Annotated in this window: 14 protein-coding genes and 1 pseudogene; 13 read left to right on the top strand and 2 right to left on the bottom strand. The window is 59.4% G+C overall.

Going from position 1 to position 15519, the window contains the following annotated elements; all coding sequences use genetic code 11:
* Nucleotides 1–29: 29 nt before the first annotated feature.
* Entirely contained in the window at nucleotides 30–734 is a 705-nt protein-coding gene (locus BK662_RS27780; RefSeq protein ID WP_123360204.1) for a transposase, read from the bottom strand.
* A gap of 155 nt (nucleotides 735–889) precedes the next feature.
* Between BK662_RS27780 and BK662_RS35575 the strand changes: the two are divergent.
* Nucleotides 890–1039: pseudogene (locus BK662_RS35575) on the top strand (hypothetical protein); the annotation flags it as partial.
* Between the two features lie 76 nt (nucleotides 1040–1115).
* Here the strand turns inward: BK662_RS35575 and BK662_RS27770 are convergent.
* On the bottom strand, nucleotides 1116–1475 hold the full coding sequence (locus tag BK662_RS27770) for a DUF6124 family protein (protein WP_123360202.1): 360 nt from the start codon (nucleotides 1473–1475) through the stop codon (nucleotides 1116–1118).
* Between the two features lie 582 nt (nucleotides 1476–2057).
* Here BK662_RS27770 and flhA point away from each other — a divergent pair.
* The 12 genes from flhA to BK662_RS27710 all read left to right on the top strand — a co-directional run bounded on the left by flhA (nucleotide 2058) and on the right by BK662_RS27710 (nucleotide 15480).
* On the top strand, nucleotides 2058–4187 hold the full coding sequence (flhA, locus tag BK662_RS27765) for a flagellar biosynthesis protein FlhA (RefSeq protein ID WP_123360201.1): 2130 nt from the start codon (nucleotides 2058–2060) through the stop codon (nucleotides 4185–4187).
* A gap of 11 nt (nucleotides 4188–4198) precedes the next feature.
* Nucleotides 4199–5524 carry a flagellar biosynthesis GTPase FlhF gene (gene flhF, locus BK662_RS27760; RefSeq protein ID WP_123360200.1) on the top strand — a complete coding sequence of 442 codons (1326 nt, stop codon included), beginning with the start codon at nucleotides 4199–4201 and terminating at the stop codon, nucleotides 5522–5524.
* Nucleotides 5525–5641: 117 nt separating this feature from the next.
* Nucleotides 5642–6472, top strand: a complete 831-nt coding sequence (gene fleN / locus BK662_RS27755) for a flagellar synthesis regulator FleN (RefSeq protein ID WP_003222917.1) — start codon at nucleotides 5642–5644, stop codon at nucleotides 6470–6472.
* Entirely contained in the window at nucleotides 6469–7209 is a 741-nt protein-coding gene (gene fliA / locus BK662_RS27750) for an RNA polymerase sigma factor FliA (RefSeq protein ID WP_007894214.1), read from the top strand. The genes fleN and fliA overlap by 4 nt, the downstream gene beginning before the upstream one ends.
* A 167-nt stretch (nucleotides 7210–7376) precedes the next feature.
* A complete protein-coding gene (locus BK662_RS27745) occupies nucleotides 7377–7748 on the top strand; it encodes a chemotaxis response regulator CheY (protein ID WP_007975363.1) in 372 nt (123 codons plus the stop codon).
* Nucleotides 7749–7770: 22 nt separating this feature from the next.
* Nucleotides 7771–8559, top strand: coding sequence for a protein phosphatase CheZ (locus tag BK662_RS27740; RefSeq protein ID WP_123360199.1), 789 nt, complete (start codon nucleotides 7771–7773; stop codon nucleotides 8557–8559).
* A 53-nt stretch (nucleotides 8560–8612) separates the two neighbouring features.
* A complete protein-coding gene (locus BK662_RS27735) occupies nucleotides 8613–10838 on the top strand; it encodes a chemotaxis protein CheA (RefSeq protein WP_123360198.1) in 2226 nt (741 codons plus the stop codon).
* Between the two features lie 49 nt (nucleotides 10839–10887).
* Nucleotides 10888–12018: a protein-glutamate methylesterase/protein-glutamine glutaminase gene (locus BK662_RS27730; RefSeq protein ID WP_123360197.1), complete on the top strand. Its 1131-nt coding sequence runs from the start codon at nucleotides 10888–10890 to the stop codon at nucleotides 12016–12018.
* Nucleotides 12018–12758 carry a flagellar motor protein gene (locus tag BK662_RS27725; protein ID WP_123360196.1) on the top strand — a complete coding sequence of 247 codons (741 nt, stop codon included), beginning with the start codon at nucleotides 12018–12020 and terminating at the stop codon, nucleotides 12756–12758. Before BK662_RS27730 ends, BK662_RS27725 begins: the two co-directional genes overlap by 1 nt.
* A 15-nt stretch (nucleotides 12759–12773) precedes the next feature.
* Nucleotides 12774–13664 (top strand): flagellar motor protein MotD, encoded by an 891-nt coding sequence (gene motD, locus BK662_RS27720; RefSeq protein ID WP_123360195.1) that lies wholly within the window; start codon nucleotides 12774–12776, stop codon nucleotides 13662–13664.
* A 43-nt stretch (nucleotides 13665–13707) separates the two neighbouring features.
* Nucleotides 13708–14496, top strand: coding sequence for a ParA family protein (locus BK662_RS27715; RefSeq protein WP_030130563.1), 789 nt, complete (start codon nucleotides 13708–13710; stop codon nucleotides 14494–14496).
* A 117-nt stretch (nucleotides 14497–14613) separates the two neighbouring features.
* Nucleotides 14614–15480 (top strand): CheW domain-containing protein, encoded by an 867-nt coding sequence (locus tag BK662_RS27710; RefSeq protein WP_123360194.1) that lies wholly within the window; start codon nucleotides 14614–14616, stop codon nucleotides 15478–15480.
* Nucleotides 15481–15519 lie beyond the last annotated feature (39 nt).

The raw sequence follows: 15519 nt of genomic DNA, 5'->3' as shown, positions 1-15519 counted from the left end.
ATTTGTGGATCAAGACGAAAGCGGGTTTTTTAGAAAACGTCAGATTTTTTTGCGGGCCTGCCTCGTCCGCGGTCTGTTATTCGAAGCCCTGTGATGTGCTCTATTTCGTCTGCAAAACGACGGGTTCCGGTCAACTGCCCACGTTGGAGGGCATTTCTTATGAGCTCCAGTTCTCCACTCGAAGCGATCTGATCTACAAATTCTTTATAGCGAATGCGACGAATGAGTTCTGTTGGTCCTAGTGCGTTAAAGCAGGGGTCGAAGTCCAGCCAATTATTTTCTGCGGGTTCCAGTAGGCGAAGACGAAAGCTCGACCACGGATAATCCTCCGCACGCGGCACAATATGAGCTCTCACCGGATTCAATTCGATGTATCGGCTGCACGCGAGCAGGTAGGTGTCAGATTGAACCAGGCTGGACTTGTAACGGCTTTCCCATAATGTGCCCGAACGTCCTTCTAACTTGTTTCTGTAACGAGTCATGCGGGCTGCAAGGGCCTTCATCATTTGTCCAAGGCTGGACGCAGTGTCACCAGGCGCAAGCAAAAGATGGACATGGTTGGTCATCAAACAGTAGGCATAAACGCGTACACCAAAGGCCTCTTTTAGCTCACGCAGGTCTGAGAGGTAGTACTCAAAATCACCTGCATTCGCGAAAACGACCTGCCGATTGTGGCCTCGCTGTACCACATGGTGAGGGTAGTTGGGCAGTACAACGCGTCCTATTCTGGGCATACATCTTCCTACGTCCTTGTAGTGATGATGAAAGCCTAGTAGGGCCAATGATTTTGTGCTCGCTGTATCGTAAGCAAATCTGTCCAGTTTTTCGGGAAAATAAATCTGTCCCCAAATCTGTCCAAATCTGTCCCCAAATCTCAGTCCCCAAATCTGCATACGTCTACCAGATCCGTCAGCACCGCGCCGGCAAGGGCAAGCGGCCGGATCCGCTCCAGGACGATCTGCCGATTCCACCGGATCTGCGCCGCGATTCCTGGCAGATCAAAAGATCGCAGTCTTTGGCGGCGCCCACAGGCGTGTAGGGAGCTGACGAAGGCTGCAATCTTTTCTGCTTTACCAGCTTTTGTGGTAGGGCAAGCCCCTCACCACAAGTCTGCGCTAGCTTTGTGGGTCGAAGTTATCCAGCACCCGGTTCACCGCCAACTCACCGAGCATGACCACCTGTTGAATCCCCAGCATCGTGTTGCGATAGGGCCCGTCCACCAATCCGGCGAAATCACTGAGCATCACGCTTGCCGATGCCAGGGATGCGCAGGCATTGACCAGCAGGGTTTCGTTATCGACCTCTGTGCCGACGTGGTAAATGGTGCTGGGTTTGCGCGGGGTGTCTTTGGGGATGGGCGGATTGAGGTAGTAATCGAGGGCGCGGTCGGCGGCTTCGTGGAGTTTTTTTGAATCGAGGGATTCGTAGGGGGACGCCGGATCGGTTTCCGGTGGGTTGGGTGTTGGTTTGAACATAGATGAATCTCCAAATCAGAAAAGAGGAGCCATCATCCTTCGCTACCAAACGAAGGGGTGGTGGCCATACGAAGGTTGGTAGGCCGGTGACTTGGAAAACCGGCGCACCCGAAGGTGCCCTGCGCATGGCCACCATAAACGCAGGCCGAAAAGGCTCTGCATCAGGTGCGCTATGCACGCAAGTCAAACCGGGCTACCAAACCCGATCGCTGTTTTTCAGCGACAGGGAAACGATAGAGCCCGGCCCTTAGGCGCACAAGCCAGCGGATTCTGGCGTAGTCGTAGGCAGCGACGCAAGGATGTGTAGTCTGGGTGAGTGTCTGGAGATGTCGATTAAACATGTCTGTTTAAAATCAAAAGATCGCAGCCTTCGGCAGCTCCTACATGGATCATGCGTTACCCGCGATGTTGCGGTGTAAACCCAATCCGTAGGAGCTGCCGAAGGCTGCGATCTTTTGATCTTCCGTGACTCGCGCAACCCTTTATTCCCCACCCCAGCAAAAGTTGGAAAGCTTCTTGCAGTAGCCGCCCTGCGCCTGCTTCAGGCGTCAAAAGTTTGCTTTAAAGGAACGGGGAAAACCGGTGGATCGCTCTCAGTTAATCAACACTGCACGCACAAACGTTGCCGACCTCAGTCGGGGCAATCTGGGTGTGCCGCTGTTGCTGCTGGTCATGCTGGCCATGATGATGTTGCCGGTGCCGCCGTTCCTGCTGGACGTGTTTTTCACGTTCAACATTGCCTTGTCCATCGTCGTATTGCTGGTCTGCGTGTACGCCTTGCGGCCGCTGGATTTTGCGGTGTTCCCGACTATTCTGCTGGTGGCGACGTTGCTGCGACTGGCGCTGAACGTGGCCTCGACACGGGTGGTGATGCTCCACGGCCAGGACGGTCATGCCGCCGCCGGTAAGGTGATCCAGGCCTTCGGTGAGGTGGTGATCGGCGGTAACTATGTGGTCGGTATCGTGGTCTTCGCGATTTTGATGATCATCAACTTCGTCGTGGTGACCAAGGGCGCCGGGCGGATTTCCGAGGTGAGCGCGCGTTTCACCCTCGATGCGATGCCCGGCAAACAAATGGCGATCGACGCCGATTTGAACGCCGGCCTGATCGATCAGAACCAGGCGAAACTGCGCCGGATGGAAGTGGCCCAGGAAGCCGAGTTCTACGGTTCCATGGACGGTGCCAGCAAGTTCGTGCGCGGTGACGCCATCGCCGGCCTGCTGATTCTGTTTATCAACCTGATCGGCGGCATGGCGGTCGGTATTTTTCAGCACGGCATGAGCTTTGGCGATGCCGGTCGGGTGTACGCCTTGTTGACCATCGGTGACGGTTTGGTGGCGCAATTGCCATCACTGCTGTTGTCGACTGCCGCTGCGATCATGGTGACCCGTGCTTCCGGTTCGGAAGATATGGGCAAGCAGATCAATCGCCAGATGTTCGCCTCGCCGAAAGCCTTGGCAGTGGCCGCTGGCTTGATGGCGGTGATGGGCCTGGTGCCAGGCATGCCGCACTTCTCCTTTCTGAGCATGGCAGCCTTGGCGGCCGGTGGCGCTTACCTGTTCTGGAAGAAGCAAAACGCCGTCAAGGTTCAGGCCCTGCAAGAGGTCAAGCGTCAGCAGGAACTGCTGCCATCGCCGGCCCGCGCGCAGGAAACCAAGGAGCTTGGCTGGGATGACGTGACGCCGATCGACATGATCGGTCTGGAAGTCGGCTATCGCCTGATTCCGCTGGTGGATCGCAATCAGGGTGGTCAGTTGCTGGCGCGGATCAAGGGTGTGCGTAAAAAACTCTCCCAGGACCTGGGCTTCCTGATGCCGACTGTGCATATCCGTGACAACCTCGACCTGGCGCCAAGCGCCTACCGTCTGACCCTGATGGGCGTGATCCTGGCCGAGGCCGAGATTTACCCGGACCGCGAGTTGGCGATCAACCCGGGGCAGGTCTACGGCACGCTCAACGGCATCACCGCCAAAGATCCGGCTTTTGGTCTGGAGGCGGTCTGGATCGAAATCAGCCAGCGGGCCCAGGCGCAATCCCTCGGCTACACCGTGGTCGATGCCAGTACGGTAGTGGCAACCCACTTGAACCAGATTTTGTACAAGCACTCCAGCGAGCTGATTGGCCACGAAGAAGTCCAGCAACTCATGCAATTGCTGGCCAAAAGCTCACCGAAACTGGCAGAAGAGTTGGTGCCGGGGGTGGTTTCACTGTCGCAACTGCTCAAAGTCTTGCAGGCATTGCTGGCCGAACAGGTGCCGGTGCGGGACATTCGCAGCATCGCTGAAGCCATCGCCAACAACGCCGCCAAGAGTCAAGATACTGCCGCTTTGGTGGCCGCGGTGCGCGTCGGCGTATCTCGTGCAATCGTGCAAAGCATTGTAGGCACTGAGTCGGAGCTGCCTGTGATCACCTTGGAGCCAAGGTTGGAACAAATATTGCTCAATAGTCTTCAGAAGGCAGGACAAGGCTCGGAAGAGGGTGTTCTGCTGGAGCCAAGCATGGCAGAGAAACTGCAACGCTCGTTGATCGAAGCGGCGCAGCGTCAGGAAATGCAAGGTCAGCCGGTGATTCTGCTGGTGGCCGGTCCGGTTCGCGCGATGCTCTCGCGATTCGGCCGACTGGCAGTCCCGGGTTTGCATGTGTTGGCTTACCAGGAAATCCCTGACAACAAGCAAGTGACCATCGTTGCGACAGTAGGGCCCAACGGCTGAGGTAGTGGTTTATGCAAGTTAAGCGTTTTTTCGCCGCCGATATGCGTCAGGCCATGAAACTGGTTCGTGATGAGCTGGGCGCCGATGCCGCGATCATTGGCAATCGCCGGATCGCTGGCGGTGTCGAGCTGACGGCTGCCCTGGATTACAAATTGTCGGCGCTGGCCCCGCGTGTTCCGAACATGGAACTCGAGGACGAGCTGCGCAAGACCCAGTCGCGGATCGTCACCGCCCAGGCCGAATTGAGCCTGCGGGGCGATGGCGAGAGCGACAAGGCCACCAATCGCCAATTGTTCGCCGGCCTGCCGTTGACTGCCGCCGAACCGCTGATCGAGCCAACGCTGGCAGAGCCTCGGCGCCCGGCACCTGCGCCTGCCGCAGCGACCGGCGTCGACCCGCGTGCGTTTGACTCGATGCGTTTCGAGCTCAACAGCCTGCGTGAACTGATGGAAGTGCAACTTGGCTCGCTGGCCTGGAATCAGCTGCAAGGCAGCCGTCCGGCGCAGGCCAACCTGTGGCGTCGCCTGCAACGCATCGGCCTGTCGGGCCCGTTGTCGCGTGATCTGCTGGCGCTGATTACCGACATTGAAGAACCCCGTCAGGCGTGGCGCATGTTGCTCGCGCACCTGGCGCGGATGATTGCTACCCCGGAAGTCGAGCCGCTGGAAGAGGGCGGTGTGATTGCCATGGTCGGCCCGGCCGGCATGGGCAAGACCACCACGCTGGCCAAGCTCGCGGCCCGTTACGTGCTCAAGTACGGCGCGCAGAACATCGCGCTGGTGAGCATGGACAGCTATCGCATCGGTGCTCAGGAACAGCTCAAGACCCTGGGCCGCATCCTCAACGTGTCGGTCACCCACGTCGATCCGGGCCAATCCCTGGTGCAGGCGCTGGAGCCTTTGCTGCGCAAGCGCGTGGTGCTGATCGATACCGCCGGCCTGCAGGCCAGCGATCCGGCACTGCGCATGCAGCTCGAAAGCCTGGCCGGACGGGGCATCAAATCAAAAAATTATCTGGTCTTGGCAACCACTAGCCAGAAACAGGTTCTAACCGCCGCTTATCACAGTTACAAGCGCTGCGGGCTAGCTGGCTGCATCCTGACTAAACTGGATGAAACGGCAAGCCTGGGTGAGGTGTTGAGCCTGGCCATCAGTCATGAATTGCCGGTGGCTTACCTGACCGATGGCCCGCGGATCCCGGATGACTTGCATCTGCCGCGTCGTCATCAGTTGGTCAGCCGCGCCGTTAGCGTGCAAATGCAGGAAGAACCCAGCGAAGAAGCCATGGCTGATATGTTCGCTGACCTCTACCACAGTCCGACCAAGCGGGTTGGCTGAGGTATTAATGAACAGTTTTTGTACCTACATCGATGGTCTGCCAATGCATTGTTCAGTTGGTGAACGCGCAGCCAGTAATGTGGCCTCCGTCTAAGTAAGACAAGGTAAAGAAATAACATGGGCAGCATGCATCCCGTACAGGTGATCGCGGTGACCGGCGGCAAAGGTGGCGTCGGGAAGACTAACGTGTCAGTGAACTTGTCCCTGGCTCTAGCTGAGCTCGGCCGGCGCGTCATGTTGCTGGATGCCGATCTGGGGCTGGCGAACGTCGACGTCCTGCTGGGGCTGACACCCAAACGTACCCTGGCCGACGTGATCGAAGGCCGCTGTGAGCTGCGCGACGTGCTGCTGCAAGGGCCCGGCGGTATCCGCATCGTCCCGGCCGCGTCCGGCACCCAGAGCATGGTTCATCTGAGCCCGGCCCAGCATGCCGGCCTGATCCAAGCCTTCAGCGACATCGGCGACAACCTCGACGTATTGGTGATCGACACCGCTGCGGGCATTGGTGACTCGGTAGTCAGTTTCGTGCGCGCAGCCCAGGAAGTCTTGCTGGTGGTGTGCGACGAACCAACCTCCATCACCGACGCTTACGCGCTGATCAAACTGCTGAACCGCGACTACGGCATGAATCGTTTCCGCGTCCTGGCCAACATGGCGCAGAGCCCGCAGGAGGGCCGCAACCTGTTTGCCAAGTTGACCAAGGTCACGGATCGTTTTCTTGACGTCGCCTTACAGTACGTCGGTGCGGTGCCTTACGACGAAAGCGTGCGCAAGGCCGTGCAGAAGCAGCGTGCCGTCTACGAAGCCTTTCCCCGTTCCAAGTGCGCTCTGGCCTTCAAGGCCATTGCGCAGAAGGTCGATACCTGGCCGCTGCCGGCCAACCCGCGTGGGCATCTGGAATTTTTCGTCGAGCGCCTCGTGCAACAAACGGCAGGACCCGTCCTATGACAGCCAGCGGTTACAACCTCTACAAGAAATCGGCACGTGACGCGCAGTACGAGCTAATCGAGCGTTACGCGCCACTGGTCAAACGCATTGCCTACCATTTGCTGGCGCGTTTGCCGGCCAGTGTCCAGGTCGAAGACCTGATCCAGGCCGGCATGATCGGCCTGCTTGAAGTATCAACCAAATACGACGCCAGCAAAGGCGCGAGTTTCGAGACGTACGCGGGCATTCGAATCCGCGGCGCGATGCTCGATGAAGTGCGCAAGGGGGACTGGGCGCCACGTTCGGTTCACCGCAATACCCGTATGGTCAGCGACGCGATTCGCTCGATTGAAGCTAAAACCGGTCGTGACGCTAAAGATCATGAGGTTGCGGCCGAACTCCAATTGAGTCTCGACGATTATTACGGGATTTTGAACGACACCCTCGGCAGCCGGTTATTCAGTTTCGACGATCTGTTGCAGGACGGCGAACACGAAGGGCTGCATGAGGATGGCGCGAGTGCTCATCTCGAGCCGTCACGCGATCTGGAAGATGAACGCTTCCAGGCGGCGCTGGCGGACGCGATTGCCAATTTGCCGGAGCGTGAGCGACTGGTCTTGGCGCTGTACTACGACGAAGAGTTGAATCTCAAGGAAATCGGTGAGGTCCTGGGGGTCAGCGAATCGCGGGTCAGCCAGTTACACAGCCAGTGCGCGGCCCGTTTGCGGGGGCGTTTGGGGGAGTGGCGAGCGCGCTGAAGGCAGTGTGGGGACACTGCGAATGGAGCGGGTGTGGTGTTGAACTGCGCCCGTCTCGATCTGTTGTGCTCCAGACAGTCATTGAGTGCTTTGCCGGATTGATTGAAATGGCGCGTCCAGGTGCTGGGCGCGTTTAAGACTGCTTGGAGGTCGAATTGGACAAGAACATGAAAATCCTCATCGTTGATGACTTCTCAACGATGCGGCGGATCATAAAAAACCTGTTGCGTGACCTTGGGTTCACCAACACGGTCGAGGCGGATGATGGCACCACTGCCATTCCAGTGCTCAACAGCGGGAGCATCGACTTTCTGGTAACGGACTGGAACATGCCTGGCATGACCGGTATCGACCTGCTGCGTCACGTGCGCGCCGATGAAAGGCTCAAGCACCTGCCGGTGCTGATGGTGACCGCTGAAGCCAAGCGCGAGCAGATCATCGAAGCGGCCCAGGCCGGTGTTAACGGCTATGTGGTCAAGCCCTTCACGGCCCAGGCGTTAAAAGAAAAAATCGAGAAGATTTTCGAACGCATCGGTTGAGAAACTGTGCCACGGGGGAGCTATGGAGCATATCGAATCTTCACAGGGCGATTTTGAATCGACCCTGAAAAAACACGCGGTCGAATTGGTCGAAAGCCTTGAAAAAGGCAGGTTCGGCGACGCTGTGCAACTGATCCATGAGCTCAACCAGACCCGTGACCGCGGCCTGTATCAGGAAGTGGGCAAGCTCACCCGCGAGCTGCATAGCGCGATCGTCAATTTTCAGATTGACCCGCACATGCCGCAAGCCGAAGAGGTGTCTCAGATTACCGATGCCACTGAGCGCCTGGGCTATGTGGTCAAGCTGACCGAGGCCGCGGCCAACCGCACCATGGATCTGGTGGAAAACGCCACGCCGCTGATCAACGGCCTGAGCGACGAAGCTCAGGCGCTGAGCACGGATTGGGGGCGGTTCATGCGTCGCGAAGTCGGGGCTGAAGAGTTCCGTGAACTGGCCCGGCGGGTTGATGGTTTCCTGACGCGCAGCAGTGAAGACAACCGCGTCGTGTCGAGCAACCTCAACGACATTCTGCTGGCCCAGGATTACCAGGACCTCACCGGTCAGGTGATCAAGCGCGTGACCCAATTGGTCACCGAAGTTGAAAGCAATTTGCTCAAGCTCGTGCTCATGGCCAGTCAGGTCGACCGCTTTGCGGGTATCGAACATGACCGTGAAGCGATGCTGGCTGAAAAAGATCCACAAAAACATCTCTCTCAGGGTGAAGGTCCGCAGATTCATGCCGATAAAAGAGAAGACGTTGTGTCCGGTCAGGACGATGTGGACGATTTGTTATCCAGCCTAGGATTTTAGAGTTTTAGCATTTTAGGTTTTTTAGGTTTTTAGACCTCAGGAGCACCCCCTTAATGAGCTTCGGCGCCGATGAAGAGATCCTTCAGGATTTCCTGGTTGAGGCCGGCGAGATTCTAGAGCAACTGTCCGAACAGCTGGTCGAGCTTGAAAGCCGACCGGATGATGCGGATTTGCTCAATGCAATTTTTCGCGGTTTTCACACTGTAAAAGGGGGCGCCGGCTTCCTCCAGCTCAATGAGCTGGTGGAGTGCTGTCACATCGCCGAGAACGTCTTCGACATCCTGCGCAAGGGTGAACGACGCGTCGACTCGGAACTGATGGACGTGGTTCTCGAAGCACTGGACGCGGTGAACAGCATGTTCAGCGAAGTCCGCGAACGCAGCCCGATCACGGCTGCCACGCCTGAATTGCTGGCAGCGTTGGCCCGTTTGGCCGAGCCGCAAACCGCCGATGAAGCGGCACCTGTCGCTGAAGTGGTGCAAGAGCCTGCCGCCGAAAGCGAGTCAGGTGACATCACCGATAACGAATTCGAACAACTGCTGGACTCGCTGAATGCCGTCAAGGCTCAGGCCGAGGCGCCAGCTGCTGTTCCGGCACCGGCGCCGACCAGCGATGCGGCGGCCACTGACGAAATCACCGATGCCGAGTTCGAGTCATTGCTCGATCAATTGCACGGCAAAGGCCAGTTCGCCCCCGATGCCGTGGCCGCGGCGCCTACCGCACCGGCTGCCCCGAAAGCGGCAGGCGACAGCGCCGACATTACCGACGACGAATTCGAAGCACTGCTCGACCAGCTGCACGGCAAAGGCAACTTTGCGGTCGATGCGCTGGAATCGGCGATTGCTTCGGCTCCGGCCCCGGCTGCGCCAACCGCTAAAGCCGCCGGCGGCGATCTGATCTCCGATCACGAGTTCGAATCGCTGCTCGACGAATTACACGGTAAAGGCAAGTTCACAGAAGTGGGCACAGGTTCTGCTGCTTCGGCGCTAGCAACCCCGGTCGCCAAAGCCCCTGAGCCAAAAGCCCAAGCGCCCAAACCAGCCGCCGCAGCAGCACCGTCGCCTGCTCGTGCCCCGGCTGCGCCACCACCGGAAAAACCGGCCAGCGAAGCCGAGACCACCGTGCGTGTCGATACCGCGCGTCTCGACGAAATCATGAACATGGTCGGCGAGTTGGTACTGGTGCGTAACCGCCTGGTCCGTCTGGGCCTCAATAGCGGCGACGAAGCCATGTCCAAGGCCGTGTCGAACCTCGACGTGGTCACGGCCGACCTGCAAACCGCGGTCATGAAGACCCGGATGCAACCGATCAAGAAAGTTTTCGGGCGCTTCCCGCGTCTGGTTCGCGACCTGGCTCGCCAGCTCAAGAAAGAGATCAACCTGGAGTTGGTCGGCGAAGAAACCGACCTCGACAAGAACCTCGTCGAAGCCCTGGCCGACCCGCTGGTCCACTTGGTGCGCAACTCGGTCGACCACGGTATCGAAGAGCCGGCTGAGCGCGAAGCGATGGGCAAGCCTCGCAGCGGCAAGGTGATCCTGTCCGCGGAACAGGAAGGCGACCACATCCTGCTGTCCATCTCCGATGATGGCAAAGGCATGGACGCCGATGTTCTGCGCGGTATCGCCGTGAAGAAAGGCTTGATGGACAAGGATGCGGCGGACCGTCTCAGCGAGTCGGATTGCTTCAACCTGATCTTCGCCCCGGGTTTCTCGACCAAGACCGAGATTTCCGACGTCTCCGGGCGCGGCGTGGGCATGGACGTGGTGAAAACCAAAATCGCCCAGCTCAACGGCACCATCAATATCTACTCGACCAAGGGCAAGGGCTCGAAGATCGTCATCAAGGTCCCGTTGACCCTGGCGATCATGCCGACGCTGATGGTCATGCTCGGCAACCAGGCGTTCGCGTTCCCGCTGGTGAACGTCAACGAGATCTTCCACCTCGACCTGTCGCGCACCAACGTGGTGGACGGCCAGGAAGTGGTGATCGTGCGGGACAAGGCGCTGCCTCTGTTCTACCTCAAGCGCTGGCTGGTCAGCTCCGCCGCTCACGAAGAGCAGCGCGAAGGCCATGTGGTGATCCTTTCGGTGGGCACTCAGCGGATCGGCTTCGTCGTCGACCAACTGGTGGGCCAGGAAGAAGTGGTCATCAAGCCATTGGGCAAAATGCTCCAGGGAACCCCCGGCATGTCCGGCGCCACCATCACCGGTGACGGCCGCATTGCGCTGATTCTCGATGTTCCGAGCATGCTCAAGCGTTACGCCGCACGGCGTATTTGATTCTGGGGGAGCGGGGCGACTGAGCCTCGCCCCGTCTAACGGAGTGTTTATGGCAGTCAAAGTCCTGGTGGTGGACGATTCGGGGTTTTTCCGCCGCCGCGTCTCGGAAATTCTTTCAGCGGATTCGAATATCCAGGTCGTCGGTACGGCGACCAATGGCAAAGAGGCGATCGATCAGGCGCTGGCCCTCAAGCCAGACGTGATCACCATGGACTACGAGATGCCGATGATGGATGGCATCACGGCAGTGCGGCACATCATGCAGCGCTGCCCGACCCCGGTGTTGATGTTCTCCTCGCTGACTCACGAAGGCGCGCGAGTCACCCTCGATGCGCTGGACGCCGGCGCGGTGGACTTCCTGCCGAAGAATTTCGAAGACATCTCCCGTAACCCGGAGAAGGTCAAACAACTGCTGTGCGAAAAGATTCTCAGCATCTCGCGCAGTAACCGTCGTGTCAGCACCTACAGTGCTCCGGCTCCAGTGGCCGCACCAGCGCCGACGCCTGCGCCTTCGAGCGTCGGCAGCTACGGCAGCAGCGCGCCTGCGCGTCCGGCACCGGCACCGATTCCGGCTCGCAGCCATGCAGCGACTCCGTCGTCTCCAGCGCCCAAACGCAAAGCCTACAAACTGGTCGCCATCGGCACCTCCACCGGTGGCCCGGTGGCACTGCAACGGGTGCTGACACAGTTGCCGGCGAATTTCCCGGCACCGATCGTGTTGATCCAGCACATGCCAGCAGCCTTCACCAAGGCGTTCGCCGAGCGTCTGGACAAGTTGTGCCGCATCAGCGTCAAGGAAGCCGAGGATGGCGACATCCTGCGTCCGGGCCTGGCGCTGCTGGCGCCGGGTGGCAAGCAAATGATGATCGACGGCCGTGGCGCGGTGAAAATCCTGCCGGGCGACGAGCGTCTGAACTACAAGCCGTGCGTGGACATCACCTTCGGTTCCGCAGCCAAATCCTACGGTGACAAAGTTCTGGCGGTGGTACTGACCGGCATGGGCGCCGACGGTCGCGAAGGCGCGCGTCTGCTCAAGCAAGGTGGCAGTGCGATCTGGGCTCAGGATGAAGCCAGCTGCGTGATCTACGGCATGCCGATGGCGATTGTCAAAGCCGAGCTCGCGGACGCGGTGTACAGCCTGGACGATATCGGCCGACACTTGGTCGAGGCGTGTCTCTGATGGATGTACTCAGCCTTATCGGGATCATCATGGCGTTCGTCGCCATCATTGGCGGCAACTACCTTGAAGGCGGTCACCTCGGCGCGTTGGCCAACGGCCCGGCAGCGTTGATCGTACTCGGTGGGACCATCGGTGCGGCGCTGCTGCAATCGCCAATGAGCGCCTTCAAGCGCGCCATGCAGATTCTTGCCTGGATCCTGTTCCCTCCTCGCGTGGACCTGGCCGGCGGCGTCGATCGCGTCGTGAACTGGAGCCTGACCGCCCGCAAGGAAGGTTTGCTCGGCCTGGAAGGGGTGGCCGACGCAGAACCCGACAGCTACTCGCGCAAAGGCCTGCAATTGCTGGTGGACGGCGCCGAACCGGAAGCGATTCGCAGCATTCTGGAAGTGGATTTCTACACCCAGGAAAGCCGCGACATCGAAGCCGCCAAAGTCTTTGAAAGCATGGGCGGCTACGCGCCGACCATCGGCATCATCGGTGCGGTGATGGGCCTGATCCACGTCATGGGCAACCTGGCCGATCCATCGCAACTGGGTAGCGGCATTGCCGTCGCCTTCGTCGCCACCATCTACGGCGTGGCCAGTGCCAACCTGGTGTTGCTGCCGATTGCCGCCAAGCTCAAGTCCATCGCGTTGCGGCAGTCGCGTTATCGCGAGATGTTGCTGGAAGGGATTCTGTCGATCGCCGAAGGTGAAAACCCTCGCTCTATTGAGTTGAAGCTTCAAGGCTTCATGGATTGATGGGGGTAATGGATTATGGCTCGTCGCAGGCAACCTGAAGAACATGTAAACCATGAGCGCTGGCTCGTTTCCTACGCCGACTTCATTACGTTGCTGTTCGCTTTCTTCGTGGTGATGTACTCGATCTCGTCGATCAACGAAGGCAAGTACAAGATCATTTCCGAGGCGCTGATAGGGGTGTTTACCGACTCTGATCGCGCCCTCAAGCCGATTCCTATCGGCGATGAGCGACCGAAGACCGTGACCCCGGCCAAGCCGCTGGTCAAAGACAGCGAGCAGGTCGACGCCGGCATCGCCGGTGCCAGCGACCCGCTCAAAAGCATTGCCGATGACATCAGCGCGGCGTTTGGCGACTTGATCAGTTCCAATCAGATGACCGTGCGCGGCAATGAGTTGTGGGTCGAGATCGAACTCAATTCCAGCCTGTTGTTCGGCAGTGGCGACGCCATGCCCAGCGACATCGCGTTCAACATCATCGACAAGGTCGCCGCGATCCTCAGGCCGTTCGACAACCCGATCCACGTCGAAGGTTTTACCGACGATCAGCCGATTCGTACCGCGCAATACCCGACCAACTGGGAACTGTCCTCGGCCCGTTCGGCAAGCATCGTGCGCATGCTGGCGATGCAGGGCGTGAACCCCGGTCGTCTGGCCTCGGTGGGTTACGGCGAGTTCCAGCCGGTGGCCAATAACGCCACTGCCGAAGGCCGGGCGCGAAACCGTCGGGTGGTGCTGGTGGTTTCACGAAATCTCGATGTACGCCGCAGCCTCACCGGCACCGGAACCGCCAATGCGAAACCGGATGCCGCGTTGAAGCGGGCTGGCACACAAACTGCACCGACCCCGGTCAAGTCGCCGGGACGAGAGAGCGCCGTCAATTCTCCGTCACCCGCATTAATACGTTGAGCTATTTCTCGGCCGACCTTTTCGACCGGGAGGAACAATCCGAATGAGAGTCTGGGCAGTCGCCAATCAAAAGGGTGGTGTTGGTAAAACCACTTCCTCCATCGCTTTAGCCGGTTTGCTGGCCGAGGCGGGCAAGCGCGTGGTTGTGGTCGATCTCGACCCCCACGGCTCTATGACCAGCTACTTCGGTTACGATCCCGACAGCCTGGAACACAGCAGCTACGACCTGTTTCTGCACAAGGGCAGCGTGCCGCAAGGTTTGCCCGGTCAGTTGCTGATGCCCACCAGTGATGAACGCATTTCCCTGTTGCCATCGAGCACCGCGCTGGCAACCCTTGAGCGCCAGTCGCCGGGCCAGAGTGGGTTGGGCCTGGTAATCGCCAAGAGCCTGGCGCAACTTTGGCAGGATTTTGATTACGCCGTGATCGACAGCCCGCCGTTGCTCGGTGTGCTGATGGTCAATGCCTTGGCGGCCAGCCAGCAGTTGGTGATCCCGGTGCAGACCGAGCATCTGGCCGTTAAAGGCCTGGAACGCATGGTCAACACCCTGGCGATGATCAACCGCTCGCGCAAACAGGCGCTGCCGTTCAGCATCGTGCCGACCCTGTTCGACCGTCGCACCCAGGCTTCCCTCGGCACCCTTCGCGTGCTGCGTGACAAGTACCCGGAAGAAATCTGGCAAGGCTACATCCCGATCGACACCCGCTTGCGTGATGCGAGCCGGGCAGGGCTGACACCTTCGCAATTCGACGGCAAAAGTCGTGGCGTTCTCGCTTACCGTGCATTGCTCAAGCATCTGCTGGCGGCACAACTTGTTCCGCAGGTGGCTTGAGATGAACCCGATCCCTGTAGGAGCTGCCGCAGGCTGCGATCTTTTGATCTTGCTTTGTGACATCTTCGAATCCGCCAAAAGATCGCAGCCTTCGGCAGCTCCTACGATGGTGTGCGCATGACTCGGCCGGTGAAGATCACCTCGCGTCCGCAACTGGCCCTCCAGTCCTATCTGGACGCCTTGCTGCAGGACGCAACCGAAGAGTTGCCGCCAGAAATCGAGGCGCTTCCCGAGGTTGTCGAGGTTGAAGCTGTGCTGGATGAGTTCCATGCGGCCGTGCTTGAAGAACAGGCCCGTGATGCGCAGAAACCGGCAGTGGCCGCTGCACCCATCGTTGTGCCAGTGATGAAGGCACCGGTGGCCGTGATCGACGCGCCGGCACCGATTCTGGCGCCCGTGTCGACGATTGCACCACTGCTGCAAACGTTGGTGCCGCCGGTGGTTGAAGTTCATCTGCCACCAAGCAACACGCCACCACCGGTGGAAACCGACGGTCGTCCGGCATGGGCTGCCGAGCCGTTCGAGTGTCTGTTGTTCGACGTCGCCGGGTTGACCCTGGCGGTGCCGCTGGTGTGCCTGGGTTCGATTTATTCCCTGGCCGGTCACGAGCTGACACCGTTGTTCGGCCAGCCGGAATGGTTCCTCGGGATCCTGCCGAGCCAGGCCGGCAACCTGAAAGTTCTGGACACCGCGCGCTGGGTCATGCCGGACCGCTACCGCGATGATTTCCGCCAAGGCCTGCAATACGTAATTTCGGTTCAGGGCTACGAGTGGGGGCTGGCGGTGCATCAGGTCAGCCGCTCATTGCGCCTGGACCCGAACGAAATCAAATGGCGCAGCCACCGGGGTCAACGGCCGTGGCTGGCGGGCACGGTGATTGAGCACATGTGCGCCTTGCTCGACGTTTCCGCACTGGCGGAGCTGATCGCCAGCGGTGGGGCAAAGCACATGGGCGGCGGCAAGCCGATCCACAAACCGACATAAAGCTGCATAACAGACAAGCGACGGCATTCAGTGACGTCG

This window comes from Pseudomonas frederiksbergensis, from assembly GCF_003732275.1.
Lineage (GTDB): Bacteria > Pseudomonadota > Gammaproteobacteria > Pseudomonadales > Pseudomonadaceae > Aquipseudomonas > Aquipseudomonas frederiksbergensis_H.
This window is presented reverse-complemented; position numbering and strand designations above follow the sequence as displayed.